Origin of the sequence: Providencia sp. PROV188 (assembly GCF_027595165.1) — a bacterium.
GTDB classification, from domain to species: Bacteria; Pseudomonadota; Gammaproteobacteria; order Enterobacterales; family Enterobacteriaceae; genus Providencia; species Providencia lanzhouensis.
This window is the reverse complement of the sequence record NZ_CP097291.1, coordinates 2,558,958-2,581,389: the sequence shown is the minus strand read 5'-3', so window position 1 is coordinate 2,581,389 and position 22,432 is coordinate 2,558,958. Positions and strand designations below refer to the sequence as shown.

General features: G+C 37.5%; 20 protein-coding genes and 1 pseudogene. 16 read left to right on the top strand and 5 right to left on the bottom strand.

The annotated features are described in order from the left end of the window. Nucleotides 1–17: 17 nt before the first annotated feature. From M5X66_RS11815 to M5X66_RS11780, 8 genes and pseudogenes are all read left to right on the top strand, one after another. The gene (locus M5X66_RS11815) at nucleotides 18–320 is read left to right on the top strand and encodes a phage tail assembly chaperone (protein WP_270103571.1); all 303 of its coding nucleotides are present in this window, start codon (nucleotides 18–20) and stop codon (nucleotides 318–320) included. Nucleotides 321–349: 29 nt separating this feature from the next. Further along, a complete protein-coding gene (locus M5X66_RS11810) occupies nucleotides 350–619 on the top strand; it encodes a DUF1799 domain-containing protein (protein ID WP_416281602.1) in 270 nt (89 codons plus the stop codon). A 447-nt stretch (nucleotides 620–1,066) separates the two neighbouring features. Beyond that, a complete protein-coding gene (gene umuD / locus M5X66_RS11805) occupies nucleotides 1,067–1,480 on the top strand; it encodes a translesion error-prone DNA polymerase V autoproteolytic subunit (protein WP_108479719.1) in 414 nt (137 codons plus the stop codon). After that, nucleotides 1,480–2,742, top strand: a complete 1,263-nt coding sequence (umuC, locus tag M5X66_RS11800) for a translesion error-prone DNA polymerase V subunit UmuC (RefSeq protein WP_270103569.1) — start codon at nucleotides 1,480–1,482, stop codon at nucleotides 2,740–2,742. Before umuD ends, umuC begins: the two co-directional genes overlap by 1 nt. Before the next feature lie 317 nt (nucleotides 2,743–3,059). After that, on the top strand, nucleotides 3,060–3,584 hold the full coding sequence (locus tag M5X66_RS11795) for a Dps family protein (RefSeq protein ID WP_006659243.1): 525 nt from the start codon (nucleotides 3,060–3,062) through the stop codon (nucleotides 3,582–3,584). 79 nt (nucleotides 3,585–3,663) lie between these two features. Further along, nucleotides 3,664–3,846: pseudogene (locus M5X66_RS11790) on the top strand (hypothetical protein); the annotation flags it as partial. A 133-nt stretch (nucleotides 3,847–3,979) separates the two neighbouring features. Further along, a complete protein-coding gene (locus M5X66_RS11785) occupies nucleotides 3,980–4,444 on the top strand; it encodes a hypothetical protein (RefSeq protein ID WP_132494950.1) in 465 nt (154 codons plus the stop codon). A gap of 270 nt (nucleotides 4,445–4,714) precedes the next feature. Further along, complete coding sequence (locus M5X66_RS11780) at nucleotides 4,715–5,110, top strand: hypothetical protein (protein WP_270103568.1); 396 nt, start codon at nucleotides 4,715–4,717, stop codon at nucleotides 5,108–5,110. Nucleotides 5,111–5,206: 96 nt separating this feature from the next. On the opposite strand, the gene ivy is transcribed toward M5X66_RS11780, so the two are convergent. Next, complete coding sequence (gene ivy / locus M5X66_RS11775; RefSeq protein ID WP_270103567.1) at nucleotides 5,207–5,653, bottom strand: Ivy family C-type lysozyme inhibitor; 447 nt, start codon at nucleotides 5,651–5,653, stop codon at nucleotides 5,207–5,209. A 154-nt stretch (nucleotides 5,654–5,807) separates the two neighbouring features. Here ivy and M5X66_RS11770 point away from each other — a divergent pair, with 154 nt between their 5' ends. The 7 genes from M5X66_RS11770 to M5X66_RS11740 all read left to right on the top strand — a co-directional run bounded on the left by M5X66_RS11770 (nucleotide 5,808) and on the right by M5X66_RS11740 (nucleotide 15,228). Next, nucleotides 5,808–8,744 carry a phage tail tape measure protein gene (locus tag M5X66_RS11770; protein WP_154609906.1) on the top strand — a complete coding sequence of 979 codons (2,937 nt, stop codon included), beginning with the start codon at nucleotides 5,808–5,810 and terminating at the stop codon, nucleotides 8,742–8,744. A 32-nt stretch (nucleotides 8,745–8,776) separates the two neighbouring features. Beyond that, a complete protein-coding gene (locus M5X66_RS11765) occupies nucleotides 8,777–8,989 on the top strand; it encodes a hypothetical protein (protein ID WP_036952419.1) in 213 nt (70 codons plus the stop codon). Between the two features lie 62 nt (nucleotides 8,990–9,051). Next, nucleotides 9,052–9,396, top strand: a complete 345-nt coding sequence (locus tag M5X66_RS11760) for a phage tail protein (protein ID WP_036952417.1) — start codon at nucleotides 9,052–9,054, stop codon at nucleotides 9,394–9,396. Beyond that, the gene (locus tag M5X66_RS11755) at nucleotides 9,393–10,136 is read left to right on the top strand and encodes a phage minor tail protein L (protein WP_270103566.1); all 744 of its coding nucleotides are present in this window, start codon (nucleotides 9,393–9,395) and stop codon (nucleotides 10,134–10,136) included. Before M5X66_RS11760 ends, M5X66_RS11755 begins: the two co-directional genes overlap by 4 nt. Beyond that, a complete protein-coding gene (locus tag M5X66_RS11750) occupies nucleotides 10,133–10,843 on the top strand; it encodes a C40 family peptidase (RefSeq protein WP_270103565.1) in 711 nt (236 codons plus the stop codon). The genes M5X66_RS11755 and M5X66_RS11750 overlap by 4 nt, the downstream gene beginning before the upstream one ends. Next, the gene (locus tag M5X66_RS11745) at nucleotides 10,840–11,445 is read left to right on the top strand and encodes a tail assembly protein (protein WP_154609903.1); all 606 of its coding nucleotides are present in this window, start codon (nucleotides 10,840–10,842) and stop codon (nucleotides 11,443–11,445) included. The genes M5X66_RS11750 and M5X66_RS11745 overlap by 4 nt, the downstream gene beginning before the upstream one ends. Nucleotides 11,446–11,505: 60 nt before the next feature. Next, complete coding sequence (locus M5X66_RS11740; protein ID WP_270103564.1) at nucleotides 11,506–15,228, top strand: host specificity protein J; 3,723 nt, start codon at nucleotides 11,506–11,508, stop codon at nucleotides 15,226–15,228. A 713-nt stretch (nucleotides 15,229–15,941) separates the two neighbouring features. Here the strand turns inward: M5X66_RS11740 and M5X66_RS11735 are convergent. Both M5X66_RS11735 and M5X66_RS11730 read right to left on the bottom strand, forming a co-directional pair. After that, nucleotides 15,942–16,712 (bottom strand): winged helix-turn-helix domain-containing protein, encoded by a 771-nt coding sequence (locus M5X66_RS11735; protein WP_270103563.1) that lies wholly within the window; start codon nucleotides 16,710–16,712, stop codon nucleotides 15,942–15,944. 953 nt (nucleotides 16,713–17,665) lie between these two features. Further along, entirely contained in the window at nucleotides 17,666–17,965 is a 300-nt protein-coding gene (locus M5X66_RS11730; RefSeq protein ID WP_270103562.1) for an HdeA/HdeB family chaperone, read from the bottom strand. Between the two features lie 233 nt (nucleotides 17,966–18,198). On the opposite strand from M5X66_RS11730, the gene M5X66_RS11725 reads away from it, so the two are divergent. Next, the gene (locus tag M5X66_RS11725; RefSeq protein WP_231138093.1) at nucleotides 18,199–18,444 is read left to right on the top strand and encodes a helix-turn-helix domain-containing protein; all 246 of its coding nucleotides are present in this window, start codon (nucleotides 18,199–18,201) and stop codon (nucleotides 18,442–18,444) included. Nucleotides 18,445–18,504: 60 nt separating this feature from the next. Here the strand turns inward: M5X66_RS11725 and M5X66_RS11720 are convergent, their stop codons facing one another. Both M5X66_RS11720 and M5X66_RS11715 read right to left on the bottom strand, forming a co-directional pair. Further along, nucleotides 18,505–18,774 (bottom strand): hypothetical protein, encoded by a 270-nt coding sequence (locus M5X66_RS11720; RefSeq protein WP_108478516.1) that lies wholly within the window; start codon nucleotides 18,772–18,774, stop codon nucleotides 18,505–18,507. Between the two features lie 1,026 nt (nucleotides 18,775–19,800). Further along, nucleotides 19,801–22,431, bottom strand: coding sequence for a GAP1-N1 domain-containing protein (locus M5X66_RS11715; protein ID WP_270103561.1), 2,631 nt, complete (start codon nucleotides 22,429–22,431; stop codon nucleotides 19,801–19,803). Between the last annotated feature and the right edge of the window lies 1 nt (nucleotide 22,432).

Below are 22,432 nucleotides of genomic sequence, written 5' to 3'. Positions count from 1 at the left end.
GCTTTTAAGGAAACCTAATGGCGAAATTCACTCTGAATCCCAATCCAATATTTAAGGCTGATGTAAAAATCCGTGTGGCTGGCAAAAGCGAGCCGGAGGTTGTGACATTTACGTTCAATCACTTACCAATGAGTAAATTGGAAGAGTTGAAAAATGAGTCAGTAAACAAATTCTTTACTCAAATTATTGCTGATTGGGCAATTGAAGAGCCTTATAACGAAGATAATTTGAAGTTGTTATTTGACAACTATCCATCAGCCGCAGGGGCTATTACAACAATGTATTACAATGAATTGTTAGGTAATCGTGAAAAAAACTAATATCGGTCGCTGAAGCAATGTATGGGGGAATGACAAAGCAAGAGGCTAAAAATTTTGAGCGAGCTTTTGGCTTTCCTCCTGATCTTGATGATGTTGAAGTTGTTCCTGATGTCTGGGAGTCATATCTGGTATTTTCTGCGATGAGTACTCAGTGGCGAATAGGAATGAATGGTGCTACGGGACTTGACTATAGCGTGATTCCCAATGTTTTAGATCTACTTAACATCAAAAGCAAAGCGACCATATTTGATGACTTAAGGGTTATGGAGCTAAAGGCTCTTGAGTTGATAAACAAGTAGTCAGGGGCTGTAATGCCTCCAGTATTAACTTTAAATTAATAGAGCCGGTTAAAGTCATTGTCGTCTCTATCGAGAAAGCAATCAGTACGTTTAGATTGATTTTCTATACGATTGCATTTTCTAGATATTTTGGCACTTTTATCATGAGCAGCTCTGACTTCAGCTTTTTCTGCTGGAGTTAATTCTGAATAACTCCTCCCTTGACATCCAACCATTAGAATTGATGTTAGTAACAATAATGTATATTTCATATTTTCGGCAATGCAGTTAATAGTTATAAGCCATAAGTTTACTTTATAAAAAGTAAATGAAGGAAGAATAACGACACTGTAGGTCTGATTTTCTAGGAGGGGATTGCATATTTCTAGCCTTTTGATACTTGAAAATGATCTTTACAACTAAAATGCTTACAATATACTGTATATAAATACAGTAATTTGGTGCATTATGAAGCTAGAGCCTATCGATTCCGAATCAATTCTCAATATTCCATTATTCTTAGATAGAGTGGCTGCGGGGTTTCCATCTCCTGCGGCTGACTACATGGAGGAAAGAATAAACCTTAACAGCACATTGATTAAGCACCCAGATAGTACGTATATGTTGCGTGTAGAAGGTAATTCTATGATTGACGCTAACATTAACGATGGTGATGTTGTGATTGTCGATAGCGCATTGGTAGCAAAAGATGGGGATATTGTTATCGCCAGTGTTGATGGTGAGTTTACTGTTAAGAGATTAAAGTCTTATCCACCGATGTTGATGCCAATGAATCCTGATTTTCAACCAATACATATTGGTGATGCGCAGGATTTACAGATATTTGGCGTTGTCACATTCATTATTCATAAGGCTCAGTAATGTTTGCCTTAGTTGATGTAAATTCGTTTTATGCGAGCTGTGAGAAAGTATTCAGGCCTGACTTAGCAGGAAAGCCAGTAATTGTTCTGAGTAATAATGATGGCTGTGTAATTGCTCGTTCCGCCGAAGCAAAAAAGCTCGGTGTAAAAATGGGAGAGCTTTACTATGAGAGAAGAAACTATTACCTGCAAAATCATATTAACATTTTTAGCTCGAACTATGCGTTATACGCTGACATGAGCAACAGAGTGATGTCTCTACTATCAATGTATGCTCCGCGTTTGGAAGTGTATTCAATAGATGAGGCATTTCTTGATTTCACTGGCTTGGTTCATACCTTTAATTTAGAAGATTATGGGCGAGAAATTCAATCAACGATATTGCAGCGAACTCACTTGCCAGTAAGTGTTGGCATCGGTCCGACTAAAACGCTGGCTAAAATTGCGAATCATGCCGCTAAAACGTGGAAGAAGACTGGTGGTGTGGTTGAGCTATCTGATAGAAGTCGGCAAAGAAAATTACTGTCATTTATTCCGATTGAAGACGTGTGGGGAATAGGACGAAGGATTTCAGTCAAGTTAAGAGCGATGGGTGTTTATACCGCTTTAGACTTGGCAAATGCACCAGTGTCTACAATACGTAAAACGTTTGGTGTGACGCTAGAAAGAACTCTCCGAGAGCTTAATGGCGAATCGTGCATTGAGCTTGAAGAAGTCAGGAAGGTTAAGCAGCAAATACTATACTCTCGCTCGTTCGGTAAGAAAGTTTTAGATTTCGAAACCATGCGCAAGGCTATTTGTGACTATGCAGAACGAGCAGCAGAGAAGCTACGCGAAGAAAAGCAGCGATGTCGAATTATTAGCCTGTTTATTCAAACCAGCAGCCATGCATCAGGTGAAGATTATGCTAACAGTGCCAGCATTAAGCTTGAATACCCTAGCAGCGATACGCGAGACATCATTAATGCTGTTATGCGTGGTTTAGATTCTATATGGCGAGATGGTTACCGCTACTATAAAGCCGGGATAATGTTATCTGACTTCACAGATTCAGATGTTACTCAGTTTGATATGTTTTCTACTCAAAAACCATTTAAGAATGGCGATGAACTTATGAAAACATTAGACACAATAAATAATAGTGGCTTAGGTAAAGTCTGGTTTGCCGTGAAAGGGGGGGATAGTGGATATCAGATGAAGCGCGAAATGTTATCACCGGCGTACACGACAAATTTTAATGAACTGCCTGTAGCTAAAATCTAGCATATCAAGGATTGCAAGACTTTAAATTCAGTAAGCTAGCTTTAAAGTCTGAAGGTCGAATTTAATTAGGTAGGTACATAAAGATTAATATTTAATTTTGTTTTTTTAGTTAATTTATTTAATGTGTTGAATTTTGATGTAGATCAATGAATGATGTCATTAAGCACATAATTAAAATAATCAGCACATATTGAAAAGCAATGTTGGCTAAATAGTTTCATAACCAGTTAAGGGATATATAGAAAGAACATTAGTGTAATAATTTGTTTCAACATCTTTAATATCAAAACAGATGTGACTATCTTTAGGAGTTAATTATGAGTAAAGCTAAAGAACTACAAATTCGCCCACTTAAAACGCCAACAGATTTATCTCCAAAAGCAACAAAAGATATCAGTGGAGCAATGAATGCAATCTTGGCTGATATTTTTGCTATTTATTTAAAAACTAAAAACTTCCATTGGCACATGAGTGGCCCACATTTCCGCGATTATCATTTATTACTTGATGAACAAAGTGAGCAACTATACTCCATGACAGACCCTATAGCTGAAAGAGTTCGTAAAATAGGTGGTGTGACTATACGTTCTATAGGGCAAATATCAAAAATGCAAAGGATTAGCGATAACAATGCGGAATACGTAGAACCTTTAGATATGCTTGCTGAGCTTTGTGAAGATAATAAAATGTTGGCTTCAGAATTTCGAAAAGCACATGAAGTATGTGCAGAACATGGAGATTATTCCACTACAAGCCTAATAGAAAACTGGATTGATGAAACAGAACGCCGTGTCTGGTTTTTATTCGAGGCTTGTCGTGAAGCTAAAACGTCCGGTCATTAATGTAAAATTTATGTAGTTAAGCGAGTTTAATATTAGAGGGCTTCTAAATCAGAAGCCCTCTTTGTGATTAAGAATATGGTTAGAAGTGTCAGCAAATAAAATTGGTCGTATTGCAAACAAGAACGGATTGAAAACTGACGAATTCGGTAAGTTCTTTTTGGACAAGTCAGCTCACTCATCAAAGCAGGTTGAAGCGTTCCGTTATAATGAGAACGGTATTAGCGCGTTACGCCATATTATTCACGGGAAGGAAGTTGCCTAACCTACACATAACCCAAGGATGGGCTTGCATTCTAGATCACATAATTATTTTTAACTAAAGAGTTCGATTATGTGTAGTAAAGCTATTCAGGTATATTCAGGGGGCTAATTTATTAATGAGGTTAATGAGGTTAATGATGGTTAAGTATATTTGCGCCCTGTTTATTTTATTTTCTGGATATACCCTGTCTGCTAATAACGAGAATGACATGGGGTTATATCGAGATAATAACTATAATATTTTGGCTTTGGCGGGAAAGTATAACTGTGGAGTTTATTCCATACCTGATGACCTTAGTGATAGCAATAGATATAACGGAGTGCAAATCGGGACTGTTAAGTTGGAAGTAACTCCGCATGCAGATTATAACAATGCAATGATAAATATAACCTTTGATACAGGGGTAGTTATAACATCACCAAAGCTTGAGTTGCTTTCAACTGATGCTAAAGCTACTGTGTATTTTAGTGAAAATTCAGGGGTTACATTTGCTTATATGATATACGACAGAATGGGTGTTAAAGTTATTTTGCACAATAGCAACAAAGGTCAAGAAATTAGTGTCGGTCTAGCTGATTGCAAGTACGAAAACAGTTGACTCCTCTATAGATAATAGCTTTATTTAAAAAAAACCATGAATAGATGAGAGTGACATCAAAAATTTGAAGGAATGGAACCCAATGAATACCAGAGATCTCTAGAGTCTCTAGAAGTCACACAAGAAGAGATTGCTAATATTCGTAATTTTTAATGTACATGTGCTCAATTATAAATAGTGTTAATAACCCACTCCGGTGGGTTTTTTATTGCCTGAACTCTGCATTGAGGGTACATTTCAATCATTTGATTTAACGAGTGGTAATTTGGCGTGCATGCTAAAATTTTGCGAGTTCTGTGTATTTTGCTGTTGATATTATTAGCTTTTGTTGTAGGGCTCTCAGTTGGCATAAGTAAAAAACCGACAATTATTGACGGAGCTAAGCAAATTGTGATTGATTTTATGCACCAGCCACAAGCTGCTGATATGAGAAATGTTAATTTTTACCCTGCAGGTGTAAGTATGAGTCGCAAGGTTGTTGGTGACGTTTGCGGAGAAGTATTTACATTTAAAGATGAATTACCTTATAAGTATAAGAGATTTATTGTTGTAGTCTCCTCTAGCAATGATGGTGAGCGCATGTTTTCAAACCCATTATTTGATTTTGAAGGTGAATCTATATCTGAAGAAGATTTCCAGAAGATATGGTATGAGAAATGTAAATAATTGATGAAAGCTGCTCCGGCAGGTTTTTTATTGGTTGAAGTTTGTGTAATTGAACTGGCATCCTTAACCGATACCAGTTCATTATGTTAGATTTAATTACTTATAATTGAAATCATTAGGGTGATTATCGAGGCTGCCCGTAAGTGCTGCAAATAAAACCGTTTTCCCATCGATTGATAAATCATCGGTGATATTAAACCAGAGTAAATCCTCAGTATTGTTCTTTTCATTATTTGAAGAGAATACACCAGCCATAACATTCTTTTCTTTAGAGTACATAATCGCAATTCGCTCTGCTGGGCAATTGTGAGGTTTGCACGCTGTTGCTACTTGGTATTCATTACCGTTTAAAGTCACAGTATTTGATGGGGATTCAGTACCACCAGTTAAGACCCATGATGGGAGGTCGTTATTTTTTACAACTTGAAGGAATGCTGTTTTAGTATTTGCATCACTAGCTAACTTACTAATATTTAACTCGTTGCCAGCATGAGCATTGGCTGCGATGAAAAGGGTTGCGATGAGTGTCAATTTTCTAAGCATGTTAATAATCCTTTGTGTGTTTAAAGGTTATCTGGTTAGTGACGAATGTTGGAAAACGAAATTCTAGAATAATATGGCATTAATTTAAATAAAAGTTACATAGAAGCTAATCTAACCACCGATGGGTGGTTTTTTTATATCTGGAGAAAGGTAAATGGCAGATATAGCAACCATCTCGCTTAAAGCTGATACGTCTGATTTAGAGCGTGGGACTCAAAAATTAAAGGAGTTTGGCAGCACAGCGGAAAAGGTAAATGGCTCAGCCCAAGACCTGAATGAGCAATTTAAACGCGGTGTAGATAATCAGAAAAAAGCAGCTCAAGCAGCTGAAAAACAGCGCAAAGAGCTTCATGAGTTACTTAATCAGCTGAACCCTACAAATAAAGCTTTTGAACGATTAGATGACTGGCAGACAAAGCTAGTAGCAGCAAGCAAAAAAGGGTTACTTCCCAAAGATCAATTCAAAGATTATACCAGCATATTAGACCAAACTAGAGACAAGCTGCAAAGAATGCATATGTCTCTGACTGCGGAAGGGCAAGCATTATTAGCTCAGGAAGCTGCAACGAATAAAGCAAAGCAAGCCGCAGATGAATTCTTACAATCTCTTAAAAATCAGACGGATTTTATAGGAAAAACCAAAACTGAAATTTTAGAATTGAAAGCAGCGCAAATGGGTATTTCTCAGCAGGCTGCGCCTATGATTTCCAAGCTGAAAGAGCAAGAGAAAGCATTTTTAAACGGTTCAATCACGATTGGTCAATATCGAAATGCTATGCGGCAATTACCCGCTCAAATGACGGATATTGTCACATCATTAGCATCAGGAATGCCTGTATGGATGGTGATGATACAGCAAGGTGGTCAGATAAAAGATTCCTTCGGTGGTCTAGGGAACTCATTGAAGGCGTTAGCATCACTAATTACCCCAGCAAGAGTTGCTATGTTTGGATTTGTTGGTGCCGCTTCTGCTGTCGCTCTTGCTGCATATCAAGGCTCTAAAGAGTTTAGTGAATATAACAAACAACTTATTCTTACTGGAGGGTATGCAGGAAAAACTGCGGCACAATTAGATGCTCTTGCTAGGAAAATCTCAGGAAATGGTATTACTCAGCATGGTATGGCTGGTGCTATATCAAAAGTCGTTGGCTCGGGAGAGTTTTCTGGTGATGTTGTTGAGATGGTTTCTAAAACAGCTGCGGCAATGGAAAACGCTGTTGGTCAGTCAGTTGATAAAACAATTAAGCAATTTCAGCGTTTACAAGAGGAGCCGGTTAAAGCTGTTACTGAACTAGATAAATCCCTTCACTTTTTAACAGCTACTCAGTTAGAACAAATAATGACACTGCAAGAGCAGGGGAAGGAGCATGAGGCTGCAAAGATAGCGATGGAGTCTTATGCCAATGCAATGCAGGAGCGTAGTCAGCAAATTGAAAACAACTTAGGTTTTTTAGAGTCAGCTTGGAAAGGCGTTAAGGATATGGCAAGCGATGCATGGGATGCAATGCTTAATATAGGGCGAGAAAGAACGCTAGACCAAAAGATTAAAGAATATGAAGAGAAACTTCTTGAGTTTCAGTTAAATCCTGCAGCTAAAGGACTACATCATTATAAAACAGGCCAGACACCTGAAGATTTAAGGCGAGAACTGGATTTACTAAACGAAGAGAAATATCAGAGGGATATTGAGAATGCGAGAAATGAGGCGGCAAGAAAACAGGAAGAGGCTAAAAAGTTTCAGCTTTTAGCTGATGAAGCATTAAGGCGAGAATATGAGACAGCGGAGGAGAAACACCAACGAAAATTAAGTGAAATAAAAAATAAAGAGCATGCATCTCAGGCTATCAAGGATGAAGCAATTCGTCGTGAAAAAGAACGGTATGAGAAAGAAAAACTGAGAGGGCAAAAGAAACCTAAAGCATATCGACCTGACTATGGCACTCGTGCGGATGAGTCAGCCAATGAAGCTCTCGTTTCTCTACAGGCTCAACTTAAAGTATTAAAAGAGCATAAAACTATTGCTGATGTGATTAGCTCAGAGCGTAAAAAGCTTTGGGATATGGAAGCCAAAATAGCTGTATTAGAAGAAGCAAAAGCGACACGTAAGCTTACCAATGATGAGCAATCGTTATTGGCTAAAAAAGAATATGTATTAGCTTCTCAACGCGCATTAGCAGTAGTTGGCGATGAAGTAGAGCGTCAAAAACAACATAATAGAGAGCTAGATAGGCAACTAAAACGAGTTGAAGAAATAAAAGCTAAGAGTCGAGCGCTGGATATGGGCATCGGTAAATCTGACCGTATGTACCAACGTGACATCGCACTTGAGCAAGCTAAATCACCAGCAGAGAAGCAGGCATTAGAGGATTATTACAGTAAAGAAGATTCGTTACGTACCAATTGGGAGGCGGGAGTTAAAAGGGGATTTGCAGAATTTCAAGACCAAGCCTCCAATGTTTATGGTAACGTATCTCAAATTAGCCAATCAGTATTTCAAGGTATGAGTAATAGCGTTGCAGATTTTGTTTTAAAAAGCAGAGCTAGCTTTAGTGACTTTACTCGCTCATTTTTAGAAATGACGACTAAAATGCTTATGCAAATGGCGATGCTGAATGCTATGAAAGCAGCTTTTGGTGGAACAGCCATAGGTGGCTTTCTTGGTTTTTCTGGCGGCGGATACACTGGGGATGGTGGCAAATATGAGCCTGCTGGGGTTGTTCACAAGGGTGAGTTTGTATTTGACAAAGAGAGTACGGCTAAATTAGGTAAAGCTAATCTATATCGGTTAATGGATGCAGGAAAGAGAGGTTATGCATCTGGTGGATATGTAGGTGGTTCTCAGCCAATGTCAGTGAGTCAGCCTCGAGTGCAAGTTTACGGCACTCATCCTGCTGGTGGGATTAACGTCAATCTTAATTTTGGTGGCATCAGCGTTGTAAGTGGTGCTCAACAGCAAGGTTCTATGCAGAATGTTGATATCCGAGCTGCGGAGCAATCCTTAAATAATAAGCTTAAGCGCTTCATGGCAATAGAGGGGCGTGAAGGTGGTGATTTGTACAAAATAATCAAAGCTGTTTCTGTTGGAAGATAAGAACAGTATTAAAAAATTAATGAGAGGTAGTAATGGAATTAAAACTTGGAACTGTAATCATTAACCCAGAAGATGAGCAAATCAGCATTCCTGTCGATGTTTATAAAGGTGATGAGTATAGTGTTGATTTCGTATTGGCAAATATAGTCTACCAAACAAACTTGAACTCTAGTAAACCGCTAGCCGAATACTTTGACGAAGCTAAAGATCACGCACGAAAAACTATCAAATTATTAAATCAGTAAAGATTATCTAGATTGATCCTCACATAGCCACCTTCGGGTGGCTTTTTTATTTAGGGGTAATAATGATTGAAGAGTTTAAGTGGCGAACTCAAATCCAAGACTCGCCAACTGGCGAATTTAAGCATCGAATAAAAGAAGTGGCATTTGGTGATGGCTATAAGCAAGTTTCAGGCGATGGTCTCAATACTGAATCTCAATCATGGGGATTTACCTATACGGGGCATAAGTCAGAGGTAATGCCTATTTTTTCCTTTATTCGTTCACATACAGCAAAATCATTTCTATGGGTGCCACCTTTGGGAGATAAAGGACTATATCGAGTGAAAGCTGATTCCATTACATTAAAGCCAATTGGCGGTAGCTCTATCACTATAACTGCAACCTTTGAACAGGCGTTTAGTGCATGAATATAATATCTGACATTCAAAAATTAGAGCCGGGAAGTAGGGTTCAATTAATTGAAGTGGACGGCAGTGAGTTTGATGGACCAACTCTTCGATTCCATGCCTACAACTTGCCGCATACACCCGAAGAAATTGACGTTGCAGAGGGGGGTATCAAGCCAAAATCCATTTGGTGGCAAGGAAATGAATATGGCGCATGGGCTTATGAAATCGAGGGCATAGCTAAAAATAGTGATGGTAGTCCAGCCAGACCCTTATTAAGAGTGGCGAATGTCGATGGTTTGATATCCTCGTTGTGCTTGCAATTCGATGATATGGCACTGGCGAAAGTGACTATTTATGAAACCTTCGCGCACTATCTAGATGCTAAGAATTTTCCAGAGGGAAATCCTACCGCTAACCCTGAAGAATTTTTCAAACAGGTTTATTTCATCGACAGAAAAATGAGCGAAGTCGCGGGAGAAGCAGTTGAATTTGAGTTGTCGAGTCCGTTCGACTTGCAAGGGGTTATGATCCCCGGTCGCCAAATCCACAACCTCTGTTTCTGGTGTATGAAAGGCGATTATCGAAGCGGGCGAGGTTGCAATTATACGGACAATAAATATTTCGATGAGCGTGGTGAACCGGTTGATGATCCGGCATTAGATAAGTGCGGTGGACTCATTAGCGATTGTAAAAAACGATTTGGCGAAAATGAACCTTTGGATTTTGGAGGATTCCCTACCGCGGGGTTAGTACGATGATCACGAAGAAATTAACAGAGGTAATATTTCAGTATGTCAAAGCGGAATACCCTAAAGAAGCGTGTGGCGTGATTTGCCAAAAAAGTCGAGTCAAAAAATATTTTCCCTGCCGAAATCTTTCCGATAATCCAACTGATCATTTCGAACTTTCACCAGAAGACTATGCCGCAGCCGAAGATTGGGGCAATCCAATAGCGATTGTTCATAGCCATTGCGGGGATGGAGTGACGTCTCAACCGAGCGAAATAGACAAATTGCAATGTGATGCTTCGGGACTACCGTGGGTGATAGCTTCCTATCCGGAAGGTGATATCCGCATAATCCAGCCTAGAATTGAGCGTGAGTTAGAAGGTCGTCCGTTTGTGCTTGGTCACGCAGATTGTTGGTCGCTCATTATGGATTATTACCGACAGATGCACGGGATTGAGCTGCATAATTACAGCGTTGAGAGACACTGGTGGGAAGAGGGTGAAAACTTGTATATGGATAACTGGCAGCAAGAAGGGTTTGTTGAGTTTTCTGGTTACATAAAAGACGGTGATATGGTCATTATGCAAGTGCAAGCAAATGTCCCTAATCATGCCGGTGTGATAGTGAATGGCATGCTTCTACATCATCTTTACGGGCAGCTAAGTCGCATTGTTCCTTACAGCGACTATTGGCGCGATAGAACGGTCAAGATAGTACGACGTAAGGAGCTGGCATGAGTTTAAAAACAATACGGCTCTATGGTGTTTTGGGTACCCAATTTGGTCGAGAACATCGGCTTGCTATCGATTCTCCGCGTGAAGCGATTAAAGCGTTATCGGTACTCTATGATGGATTCGAGCAATTCCTTGCCAATGCGCATCTGAGAGGGCTGGAATTTGCTGTTTTCAAAGGTCAGCGCAATATTACTGAAGATGAATTGCATCTTGATACCAGTGAAGAAATTCGCATTGCTCCGGTAATTAAAGGGAGTAAGCGGGGTGGTTTCTTCCAAACTATTTTAGGGGTTGCACTAATTGGTGCTGCCGCATTTTTATCGGGAGGTCTCTCTGTCGCATTTACCGCTGCAGGGACATGGGGAGGGGCATTGGCGTTGAGTGGTGCTGCTATGGCAATCGGTGGTTTGGTGCAAATGCTCTCACCTCAGCCTCAAGGCTTATCCATGCGACAAGATGCGGATAATAAGCCATCCTATGCATTTGGTGGTGCTGTAAATACCACGGCGCAGGGCAATCCTGTGCCGCTGTTATATGGACTAGACCGCCGTGAAGTCGGAGGTGCGATTATCTCCGCGGGTATCTATACCGAAGACCAAAAATAACAAAATTAATCTTTATCATATACGGAAACGGCTTGAGTGCCGTTTTTTTATGGGTGAAATATGGAAACGATATACGGCGCTAAAGGTGGCGGCGGGGGCGGTCATTCGCCCGTAGAAGCCAAAGATAATTTGCTTTCAGAATCGACTGCAAAAATTCTGTTAGCCATTTCTGAGGGGGAAATTGCGGGGGGCTTGGATGATACGCGTATTTTTTTAGATGAGACGCCAATTGGTAATGCGGATGGAACGAAAAACTTCGAAGGGGTAACATGGGAGTTTCGCCCCGGTAGCGAGCAACAAGAGTATATCAAAGGGATACCGTCGGTTGATAATGACATCGCCGTGGGGGTAGAGCTGCGAGACGATCAGCCGTATATCCGAATGATTAATAATACGCAGTTATCCGCTATTCGCCTTCGCTTTTCAGTGCCTCAGTTAATGCGTCAACACGATAATGGTGATACAACGGGATATCGCATTGTCTATACGATTGATTTATCTACAGATGGTGCTGGGTATCAAGAACTCGTTAAGTCTGCATTTGATGGTAAAACGACCAGTGAATATCAGCGCACCCATCGTATCGATTTACCCTCAGCCACGACAGGTTGGCAATTGCGCGTTCGGCGACTCACCAAAAATCAGAATACCGCTCGTATTGCCGATAAAGTCTCGATTGCTGCGGTCACCGAGGTGATTGACGCCAAGTTACGTTACCCCAATACGGCGCTTCTCTTTGTGACATTTAATGCCCGTCAATTTAACAACCGTATCCCTAAAATTAGTGTTCGCCCGAAAGGGGGATTGTTAGTTAAAGTGCCGACAAATTATGATCCTGTGAATCGAACGTACGCGGGTGTTTGGGATGGAACGTTTAAGCTGGCGGCAACCAATAACCCCGCCTGGGTGTTTTATGATTTAGTCCTGAACAATCGTTATGGCAGTGGTGACAGAATCAAAGCCCATCAGATTGAAAAGTGGGATTTGTACAAAATCGCACAGTATTGTGATGAATGGGTGCCTGATGGACGAGGAGGAGAGGGAAAAGAGCCTCGTTTTTTATGTGATGTGTATATTCAATCACAAGAGGCAGCGTATACCGTATTACGGGATATTGCGGCTATTTTTCGAGGAATGACCTTCTGGGCGGACAATAAAGTCAATGCGGTTGCCGATATGCCAGCCAGTATTTTTCGTACATTTACCAATGCCAATATCGTTGGGGGAAAACCGTCTTACTCGGGGGGCAGTATCCAAAATCGCTACACCCAAGCCTTGGTTTCATTTACGGATACGGATAACCACAGCAAAGATGATATCGAGGCGGTCGCAGATTTAAAACTTCAGCATCGTTATGGCGTGCGTAAAGTAGAACTCTCTGCAATTGGGTGTACCCGTCGAAGTGAAGCGAATCGACGTGGTCGCTGGGCATTACTGACTAACGCAAATGACCGCATGATCACATTTGCCACGGGGTTAGAAGGGGCAATTCCCTCACCGGGTCATATTATCGCGGTAGCTGATTCAAATTTAGCTGGGCGTGATAACGGTGGGCGTATCTCTTCCGCGAAAGGAAGGAGTATTACTCTTGATAGAGAGACATCAATTAAAGCGGGTGATCGCCTGATCATCAACTTACCAGACGGAAAATCAGAAGGGAGAACCGTTACTTCAGTAAATAAAAAAGTGGTTACAGTTTCTGTTGAATATTCCCAAATACCACAGAAAGAGACCGTGTGGGTGGTGGATTCTGATGACTTAGCGGTCCAGCTATATCGAGTGATTAATATCAGCGATAACGGCGATAACACTTACACCATTAGCGGTGCTATCCATAATCCTGACCATTATGACCATATCGATTCAGGTGCTCGCATTGACGAACGTCCCGTAACGGTTATTCCGCCTCGCGTTCAGCCTGCACCGAAAAAGGTCGAAATTACGTCTTACTCAAGAGTTGACCAAGGCATGGCGTTGACTACGCTCAGTGTCAGTTGGGACGTGGCTGAAAATGCTATTGCTTATGAAGCGCAATGGCGTCGTGATAACGGGAACTGGGTCAATGCACCAAGGACATCATCACTGGGGTTTGATATTGAGGGCGTTTATTCTGGTCGATATCAAGTGCGAGTTCGAGCGGTTAATGCGTCTGAAATTTCTAGTGCTTGGACAAATGCTCCCGAAACTAGCCTGACAGGAAAAGTGGGTAATCCACCGAATCCTGTCAATTTTAAAGCCTCGCCAAGGGTGTTTGGCATTAAGTTGGATTGGGGGTTTGATGAAAATACCAGTGACACATTGAAAACGGAAATTCAGTACAGTAAGACCCCTAATGGTGAAGATTTGATGCTGTTATCTGATGTCCCTTATCCGTCAAGAAACTATGAGATGGCAGGTTTAGCCGCTGGCGTCGTATTTTACTTCAGGGCAAGACTTGTTGATAAATCGGGTAATGAATCCGAGTGGACTCAATGGGTACGAGGAGAGTCAGAGTTTGATGTGAATACCATCTTGCCGGATTTGAACGAGCATTTTATGTCGACAGACGCTGGGAAACAGCTCTCTCAAGAATTTGATTGGTTAAATGAGTCGGTATTAGTCAATAGTGCAGCAATTAAAGAAGTTAAGAGAGAGGTTACGGTAAACTATGAGCAGTCACAATCTCAACATAAAACGTTAGAGCGTGCGTTTGCGGATGAACGAAAATCGTGGGCAGAAAAATATGCACAAGTGACCGCATCAATTAATGGGGTAAACGCAGGCGTTGTTCGGCTTGATAAAGCGGTGACGAATTTAGACAGGTCTTTCAGTGAATCACAGAAGCAAGTTCAGGCGAAATTGGATAATCAAGGTGCGCTGATTAACTCCAAGATGCAGGCGGAATTTAAACAAAATGTCGGGTACGCGATGCACAATACAAACATCACAATCATGGTGGATGGGAAAAAATATAGTGCCGCGAGTATGGTTATTAGTGCTGAAGTGAAGGCGGGGAAAATTGAATCGTTCATTGGGTTTAATGCAAATAATTTTGCTTTTTTTAATCCAACACGAGGAAAGATGGAACCCTTGATGTTCATGAAAAATGGGCAGATTTACATGCGCGAGTCATTCATCGCGGATGCATCGATTAGTAACGCTAAGATAGGAAATGTTATTCAGTCGAATAACTTCGTTTCGGGTAAATCAGGATGGCAAATTAATAAAAATGGTAATGCTGAATTTAATGCGGTGACATTCCGAGGACGAATTGATGGGGCTGATGGTCACTTCAGAGGAACTGTGGATGCGAAAAAAGTTTTGGGAGATGTGTATTTTGCAACAAATAAAAAGATATTAGGAACGCCATTGAACAAAACCTTTCCGAAAGGAGCACTTGAAACAGGTTGGGTTAAAGCAATTGAAATCAGTTCTGATAACTTTGAGCGTGTATTTGATGCCGGTTTGTCTTGTACTTTTGAAACATCTAGAGCATCTCCCGGGGTTAATTATTCAACATATGCATTTTTAGTGGGGGTTGATGATGGTAAAGGTGGAATAAAGACACTTTCAAGCAGTCAGGCTAAAGAAGATATCAATAAAGGATTGAAGATGACATTAACTGTGAATGATATCCCTATTCCAGCATTAGGGCGTGGGAAAAGTATCTTTGTATATATGCGTGCGCATACGGTTACTGTATCAAGTAATACGAATAGATATGTAAAATTTACTTTCTCGAATACAAAAAGAGCTGAAATATATAAAGAAGGCTCAACACTAATTAAGCCTATAAGTCAGTAGGGATAATTATTAAACATATTTTTTGATAATTAAAACATACAAAAATACCATTTCACTTTAAATATCTACTTAGATACATTGCGTAAATAAAACAAAATAACATAATATTATTTATTAGATTTTATTATGTTGTCGGCACAAAACCTAATCCTTGGTACATAGATATACCCCCATGAAAATCTTTGGGGTATATCTATTGGCGTTAAAATAACACAATGATATTTAAGGGTTAATTTTTTAAGTTTTCACAATAAAAGCTATAAAGATTACTAGATGTGAATAGGTAGCCACCATCAGTTTGAGGGTAAATAAAAACGTCCATTTTATTTCCTTTCTTTATATATGCCAAAGGTAAGAATTTTGATAATAAAGAATCAGGAGAATTATCATCGTTGGATTTTACTATTGAATTCACGGTTAATACAAAAACACAGCAGTTTCTACTGCTGGTAAAATATAACTTTCTATTTATTGTGTATGATTTGTTCTCGTTAGTTACTTCACCTTTTAACTTTAACCACCCATTGTCTCCATCAAGAGAGAATACATAATACCCATGAGCCACTATATTATTTCTCTGGTCATCAAGATAAATATTAGAGTCACAGCTTATTTTTTCATTAGAGTGATTCTCAGGAGAAAAAATAAATATTAGAATAGAAAAAATTAGGGTTATTAGAATATATGTAAGAACCAATCTGGTTAATTTTTCATTATTTTTCGATAGCATAATATGAAATACAATTGTTTGGGGTTAAATTAATTATCATAAACTCAGATTTACAGTTTAAAAATGAGTATCCTACTTCATTGTGAATGTTTTTTCTAAAGTAGATGTAATTGTATTTTGACTTTGATTTTTTTATTTTATCAATAATATTCCTAAATTGATTATCATTAATTATACTGTTTTTTTCACAAAAAAAGTTAACTCCTTCATTTTTTCCGCAATAATCATAACTATACAAATCATTATTACTTCCAGCGCTTTTGTAAAAATAAAAAGGGGATATAATTAGAATTGTTATTAATATTAAAAAATCAAGTCTAATTTTCTTTGTTCCTTTAATATTTTTCTCAGCAGTCTCAGCAATCTCAGCAGTTTCGATTGTTTCAGCTGTTTCGATAATACTAATGGAATCGGAAGGGGCTGTGATTATTTCAATAATAACATTTTTATCTAATGAATAGCCTTTTTTGGGGAAATTTATAATTAACTTATTTTTTTGATTCAAGATTTCAAATGCTTTCCTAAGTAGTGAAATATTCTGATAGAAAGCATTGTTTGTTACATATTCTAATTTATCTTCCCAGCCGATCTGAAAAAGAGTGCTTTGAGTAATTACGCACCCATTATTTTCAATGAGATATTTTAATATTCTTGAAGATGGAGATAGTAAAGATTGTTCTAGGTTTAATTTCCTAGAATATAGAACATTTCTTTCATAAATGAATTCAATGTCATTATTGATAAGGTATACCATAATTTTCCAGTTTTATAAGGTGAAATACTAATTTTGAACACTATACCTAATTGATTTTATAAGCTTGTTTCAACATTTTCACACAGAGATACTCCATTATAGTGTAGCCTATTTTAGATTATTGTATAAGGTTGAGGTAATTATTATGAAGTTAGGTTATCTAAGGACTAGATGGTAAAGTCAGAATTTGAGAATAAATAAACAAGCCCGCCAGGGTGAGCTTGTTTATTCTTATAGTGTACGTGTATTTCACGTGCATTTCGAAGTCCATTCTGGGTAATGTTACGGTCTGCTCAGTTTGCTAATTTATTGTTTTTAATATGTTATTACATCACGACAGTTAAAATTTGGTAGAGCTGGTGGGATCTGTGTCCTGAGTGTTCCTTTCTACTCGTGTTGACGTTATCTTCAATGACATTAAATACTCGCCTCAAACTACGATAATTGTGGTAGAAAGAACTCGAAGGCTAATTTTTCTCTGTATGTCACACTCAGAGTTGAAGTTAAAGATGTGAAGGTGACAATTAGATATATCGCGTACCATAAAAATGGTTGCAAGACTACAATTCATCCCGCGATGATTATCGCTTGTAAACATAATTCTTCTTCATTTATTTCCATATGGCTTATTAATGAGCAATGACATTCCCATTTCAACTACAGGATTTAGAGGCGGGATATTTGTATCTTTGCGTGCATATGCAGTCGTTGTATCGAGTACTAAAAATACAAAGCGAGCTGAAATATTCAAAGAAGAGACGGGCGTGCATTAAAGCAATAAATAGATCAATCTCAGTTAATATTGAGTGATTCTATTTAACTCATTGAAGCCGTGAAGTTTATAAAACTGTCACTGTATTGGTATCAAGGATGGGGGAGGAGCAAATAGAATTGCTGTGAGTAATCTAAATAGCCGCAGAGATTAAACTGCGGCTATTACCAGTTAAAAAATTTTATTTTTTGCTAGCAAGGTAATCTTTTAAAGTTCCTTCAGGTTTTTTCTTGCAAAACTCAAGGATTAAAGGAGCTTCCGCAACGCTCTGTTCAGATAATGCCACCCAGTCTCCACTTTTAAACTGAGTATCTTGTGATGTTACCCATAAGGCAACTGGAGCCCAGCTTTTAGGGTTTAAGTCCACATACTCTTTACATGTCATATTTTCGGGAGTTGAGGTTATTTTGTCTGCGGCTAATGCATTAAAGGACAGAGCACTTGATGCAATCATACAAGCAGAAATTAGAAACTTATTCATAAATATTCCTCTTCATTTTTTAGTGGTAATGCCTATTGAAATAAGTCTATTACCTATAAATAATAAGAAACATTAGCAAAGTCAATAAAGTTATTAGGGGATTTTAAATTTTTCAAATTACAATTATCATTTATTGATGGTCTATAAGGGATTTTGACGTTGGGAAAGTGAATAATCCAGAGGTTTAAGAAAGCAATAAATTATTTCAAATTATAAAAATGGAGTTTCGAGGCATGAATTCTGTTGGCTTAGTATCAACATTGATTGGATTTAAGATTAAAATTCTGAGACGTGAGGCTGGATATACTGCTGTTGAATTTGCTCAATTGATAGGATGTAAAAGTGTACAGCAATTATATCGTTATGAAAGAGGAATAAATAAAATTGATATAGATACATTAGCATCAGCTCTGAAGGTTTTACATGTTGATGTTAAAAAATTTTTTGACGAGGTGATGAGTGAGATTCAGCAAGGTTGATTATTAACTAATTTAGTTATTCTTCCTTTATTATTAAGGGCTATTTCGGTATGCCTACTATTAAATAGGCATACCTTTTAAAGATATTAGCTTGCGTGCTGATTTATATAAATATTTTTCGATAAGCTCGATAGTGAGTTCTTTATTTCGATTTGGCGAATCACAGTAAACGGATAAATTAATGAACATTTCCATGAATTCATCTATAGAAATCAATCCAGCAATGCTTTTTCTATAAAATACATAAACCATGGATTGCTCAGTATGTGATAGTTTCCGATTATCATTGATACAATTTAAAGCTAATAAAAATAATTGAGTGATATTCATAAAACCTCCAATATTATGAAGTTTAAATTATAGGTTAAATGACTTTTATAGAATATCAAATTTAGACAGTAATTTTTTAGGATTATATCGTGAAATTAACGACCACAACTAATATTACAATTTTTTATGGTAAGAATTTGAATATATAAGTACCAGTTTGCTTTATTCAGTACTTAAATGAATAGGCTTGAGAGTGTAAGCAAAATGTTCTTTTAGAAGGAGTAGCTAGAAATGGAACAGTTTTGTCATATATGAAATCAAGTGTATAAGATAATGTATAAGAATTGTGTTTAAATAATCACCTGTTCAAGATAACTTGTTGTGTTTAAATAATGACCTGTTCAAGATAACTTGTTGTTTTTAAATCATTAAATTTATTTCATCGATATTGCATTGTTGAATGTAATTCAATACAAGCCTTTCTCATTAGATTTATCTCTTAGTACGATAGAGAATAAAAAAGCCCACCGAAGTGAGCTTTTCTATTTTTCTAGTGCGCGTGCATTTCACGTGCATTTCGAAGTCCATTCTGGGTAATGTTACTGTCTGCTCAACTTTACTAACCTACTGTTTTTAAAGTTGTTGTCACATCACTGACAGTTAAAATTTGGTGGGCTGGCGGAGTCTGAATTCGTCGCTTAACTAAATGATTTTATAGTGCGAATGTTCAATTCAACTTTTCAAAAGTGCCTAATAAGGTGCCTAAAAATTTTTTGAATCCCAGCATAATTTTGTGTTCTAGATAGTAATTCAGAATATTATAGTTAGTCAGAGCATAACTCAGCCTCTAAGTCTCGGTATGAAACATTACTAATTAGTTTTTTTCTGAATTAAAAAGAGCAAAATATTTAGTGTTTCTTACTGTCTGTCATAAACCTTTTTAAGGCTTTTTCTTATCGTGAGTTGTCATTTAATTTTTATATTCATGATATCGGCTCAGAGTTAAATAAGATACCTGTGAATCAATGTTAAAAAACTCATAAATGAGCAGTACATTTTGATTAACTAACACACAGTAAAGATAAGTTAATCGAATTTAGTTTTACGTAACTCATTAATTAATTTTTCCATATGTTTTCTATTAGATTTATCTAACCTATTTAGGTCATCTTTCATTTTTATAAGGTATTCATCACCATCATATGATTTGATAATTTGTTTTAAAAACTGAAGCTCATCGCCACAACGGCATGCTGTTAAGGCAAGATCTCCAGCTTTCCATATTGATGATTGCATAAATGCTCTGACTAATTCTTTGCGTACAGTCAGACAGCGATCCCAATCAAAAAAAGAGAAAAGAAAACGTAAAGAGTAGGGGGTTTCATCTGTAGTTGCTAATTTTTTGTAGGCAATAGGGAAAAGTACAGCAACAATAGATGAGACTGGCAACCTACGAGAATTAAATAAAGAGGGGATGAGTATCTCAGAGGCTCTACTTACAGCTTGTGGGAAGGATTCTTCAGCATCAAGTAAAAGCCTTGAATAGGAATTATTTGCTTGCTCCGTTAGATCGAGCGATCCTCTATTTTTTAAAGTATTCGCTATTTTATCAATATTACTAATAATATTATTACGAACAGAAATAGGGGCCTTCTCAAAGGTAATAAGATTTCGACTTGCGATATTAGGACTAAGTGCTTGTCCTAGGCTCTTACTAACAAGTGTAGGATAGTCTATTTTTCCATCTATCATTCCTAATAACGATGAAAGAGTTTTAATCTCATTTATATGCTCATCAAATCTGATTTTTAAACATTCCTCTGTTAACAGAATCGCTATGTCTATTATTTGATTTGTTTCAATTTTATCGATAATAGAGCGTAAAACTTTAACTTTGAGTTCAACTGGGAGCTCATTTTTAGTTGCTATTTTAAATAGTAAATCACTTTCTTTATATGTCAGGATTGATATAATTCTCTCAGTAATTTGGATATTTGAAAATAATGAACTAAACTGTTTTTCATCAGCGTTCGTTAAAATATTTGTTAATAATTCTAACGAATCTGAATTGGAAAGGTAGCTACTATCTAAAATCCATAACAGGTCGTCTTTTACAGGATTTAATGTCTGCAAAAGTAAATGCTTTATTTTTTTAGATGACTCAAATGAAGCTAAGGTATCACGAACCTTGTATGTACCACCAATGCTATTAGACTGCTGTATAAGAGCCGTGCTGATTTTTTCTGATTTAAAATTATTAACTTTTTTTAGCCAATGTAATTCTGAAATTATTTTTTGAATATCGAAAGATTTAATAATAGGTAAGGCTACTGGTAGCTGATAGTCTTCCACTAAGTAAGGAAGTAATGTTATACCAACTGCCTGTGCATCTATTTGGTTATTTGTTTCAAGAATATTTTTTAATATAGGTATAAAATTGACATCTTCTGCAATTTCTTTTGTAAGTTTACTATTTTGAAAAATTAATTGTATGATAATTTCTGTTGGCATGTTGAGGAGTGGTTCTTTAACTAAGTACCAATCACAACGAGAAAGGCCATTTGTAATACTTTGTATTAAACTGCTAGTGATTCCTTTGGAATCCGGCTGTAGTAATATTTTTAAAGCACCACGAGGATCGTTCATAGAAAGGCGTGATGTAAGGTCTTTAATTTCATTAATACCCTTTGATATGTTGTATATTTTCATTTTACTAGCTATGGCGATTGTGAAATTCCATGCATCATCATAAGACATAGTATTTTCAACTGTACTAATTGCTTTAACTAGCTTTGGTTCTATTAATGAAATTGCTTCATTTTTTGTAACAATTCCTGAGTTAGCTATATCAAGAAGCCCAAGTGCTACAGTAGGATTCTGTGGTAATTTTTCAAGTAACTCATTCCATAATAGAGCTACTCTTAGTCCACCTAACGTATTGATTTTATTTTCATTAAATAAAATCAAATCATTCTCTGTTAATAAGTATGGAGTTGGTTCTTCAAATATATTGCGAGCAATTAATTTAGTCCATTTGTGGCGCTCGCTCTGTGGTACTTTCCCATCTAAGCGCCTACCGGCCCAATCAGAAAATCGTGATTTTACATTCATAGGTGAAAAAATAAGATCAAATTCTCGGCCGTTAATTTTTCTAGGAGAAAGGGCAAATGTAGAAAGGGTATATTTTTTGCGAATACTCGGCCACATTGCTTCTAGTATTCGCATAGCAATATGTTCTGGATTTGGTGCATCAAATACAACAATTGGTTTTGATTCTTCGAGAAAAATAGCCTCAACTAACTCGTTTGAATTAAATCCTGAGATAGGAGGTACACTAGATTCAAAATGTTCGTTAATTTCGAAGTTTAATTCATTACATTCATCAGGAAAATTAATCGGATTTAGAAACTCTAGCATTGGTGTCAGTGGAATTTTTTTTGACCAAATGATGCTGTCTATTATTAAGCTTTTAGTTCTAACACAGCCAGCTCTTGGTACACTTAAATCTTGCCATGTTCTAGCAAAAACATAATACTTTCCACTTGGCAAAGGATATGCTGTTAGATATGGTTCAAATTGTTCTTTTGGTCGTAAAGGACCTGCAACATCAGATAGTCGGTCAATGACGAATTGATCTTCTTTTGACAAATTTATAGATGAAGCAAGTAGTTGATGGCCTTTTTTATAGCCATGAATCTGTACACCAATTGAAATCACT

Excerpts from the sequence above, each read along its gene's own strand:
- umuC (WP_270103569.1), top strand. The coding sequence starts at position 1,480 with ATGTTTGCCTTAGTTGATGTAAATTCGTTTTATGCGAGCTGTGAGAAA.
- umuD (WP_108479719.1), top strand. The coding sequence starts at position 1,067 with ATGAAGCTAGAGCCTATCGATTCCGAATCAATTCTCAATATTCCATTA.
- M5X66_RS11750 (WP_270103565.1), top strand. The coding sequence starts at position 10,133 with ATGATCACGAAGAAATTAACAGAGGTAATATTTCAGTATGTCAAAGCG.
- M5X66_RS11770 (WP_154609906.1), top strand. The coding sequence starts at position 5,808 with ATGGCAGATATAGCAACCATCTCGCTTAAAGCTGATACGTCTGATTTA.
- M5X66_RS11810 (WP_416281602.1), top strand. The coding sequence starts at position 350 with ATGACAAAGCAAGAGGCTAAAAATTTTGAGCGAGCTTTTGGCTTTCCT.
- M5X66_RS11735 (WP_270103563.1), bottom strand. The coding sequence starts at position 16,712 with ATGGTATACCTTATCAATAATGACATTGAATTCATTTATGAAAGAAAT.
- M5X66_RS11815 (WP_270103571.1), top strand. The coding sequence starts at position 18 with ATGGCGAAATTCACTCTGAATCCCAATCCAATATTTAAGGCTGATGTA.
- M5X66_RS11730 (WP_270103562.1), bottom strand. The coding sequence starts at position 17,965 with ATGAATAAGTTTCTAATTTCTGCTTGTATGATTGCATCAAGTGCTCTG.
- ivy (WP_270103567.1), bottom strand. The coding sequence starts at position 5,653 with ATGCTTAGAAAATTGACACTCATCGCAACCCTTTTCATCGCAGCCAAT.
- M5X66_RS11720 (WP_108478516.1), bottom strand. The coding sequence starts at position 18,774 with ATGAATATCACTCAATTATTTTTATTAGCTTTAAATTGTATCAATGAT.
- M5X66_RS11760 (WP_036952417.1), top strand. The coding sequence starts at position 9,052 with ATGATTGAAGAGTTTAAGTGGCGAACTCAAATCCAAGACTCGCCAACT.
- M5X66_RS11785 (WP_132494950.1), top strand. The coding sequence starts at position 3,980 with ATGATGGTTAAGTATATTTGCGCCCTGTTTATTTTATTTTCTGGATAT.
- M5X66_RS11745 (WP_154609903.1), top strand. The coding sequence starts at position 10,840 with ATGAGTTTAAAAACAATACGGCTCTATGGTGTTTTGGGTACCCAATTT.
- M5X66_RS11765 (WP_036952419.1), top strand. The coding sequence starts at position 8,777 with ATGGAATTAAAACTTGGAACTGTAATCATTAACCCAGAAGATGAGCAA.
- M5X66_RS11795 (WP_006659243.1), top strand. The coding sequence starts at position 3,060 with ATGAGTAAAGCTAAAGAACTACAAATTCGCCCACTTAAAACGCCAACA.
- M5X66_RS11755 (WP_270103566.1), top strand. The coding sequence starts at position 9,393 with ATGAATATAATATCTGACATTCAAAAATTAGAGCCGGGAAGTAGGGTT.
- M5X66_RS11725 (WP_231138093.1), top strand. The coding sequence starts at position 18,199 with ATGAATTCTGTTGGCTTAGTATCAACATTGATTGGATTTAAGATTAAA.
- M5X66_RS11740 (WP_270103564.1), top strand. The coding sequence starts at position 11,506 with ATGGAAACGATATACGGCGCTAAAGGTGGCGGCGGGGGCGGTCATTCG.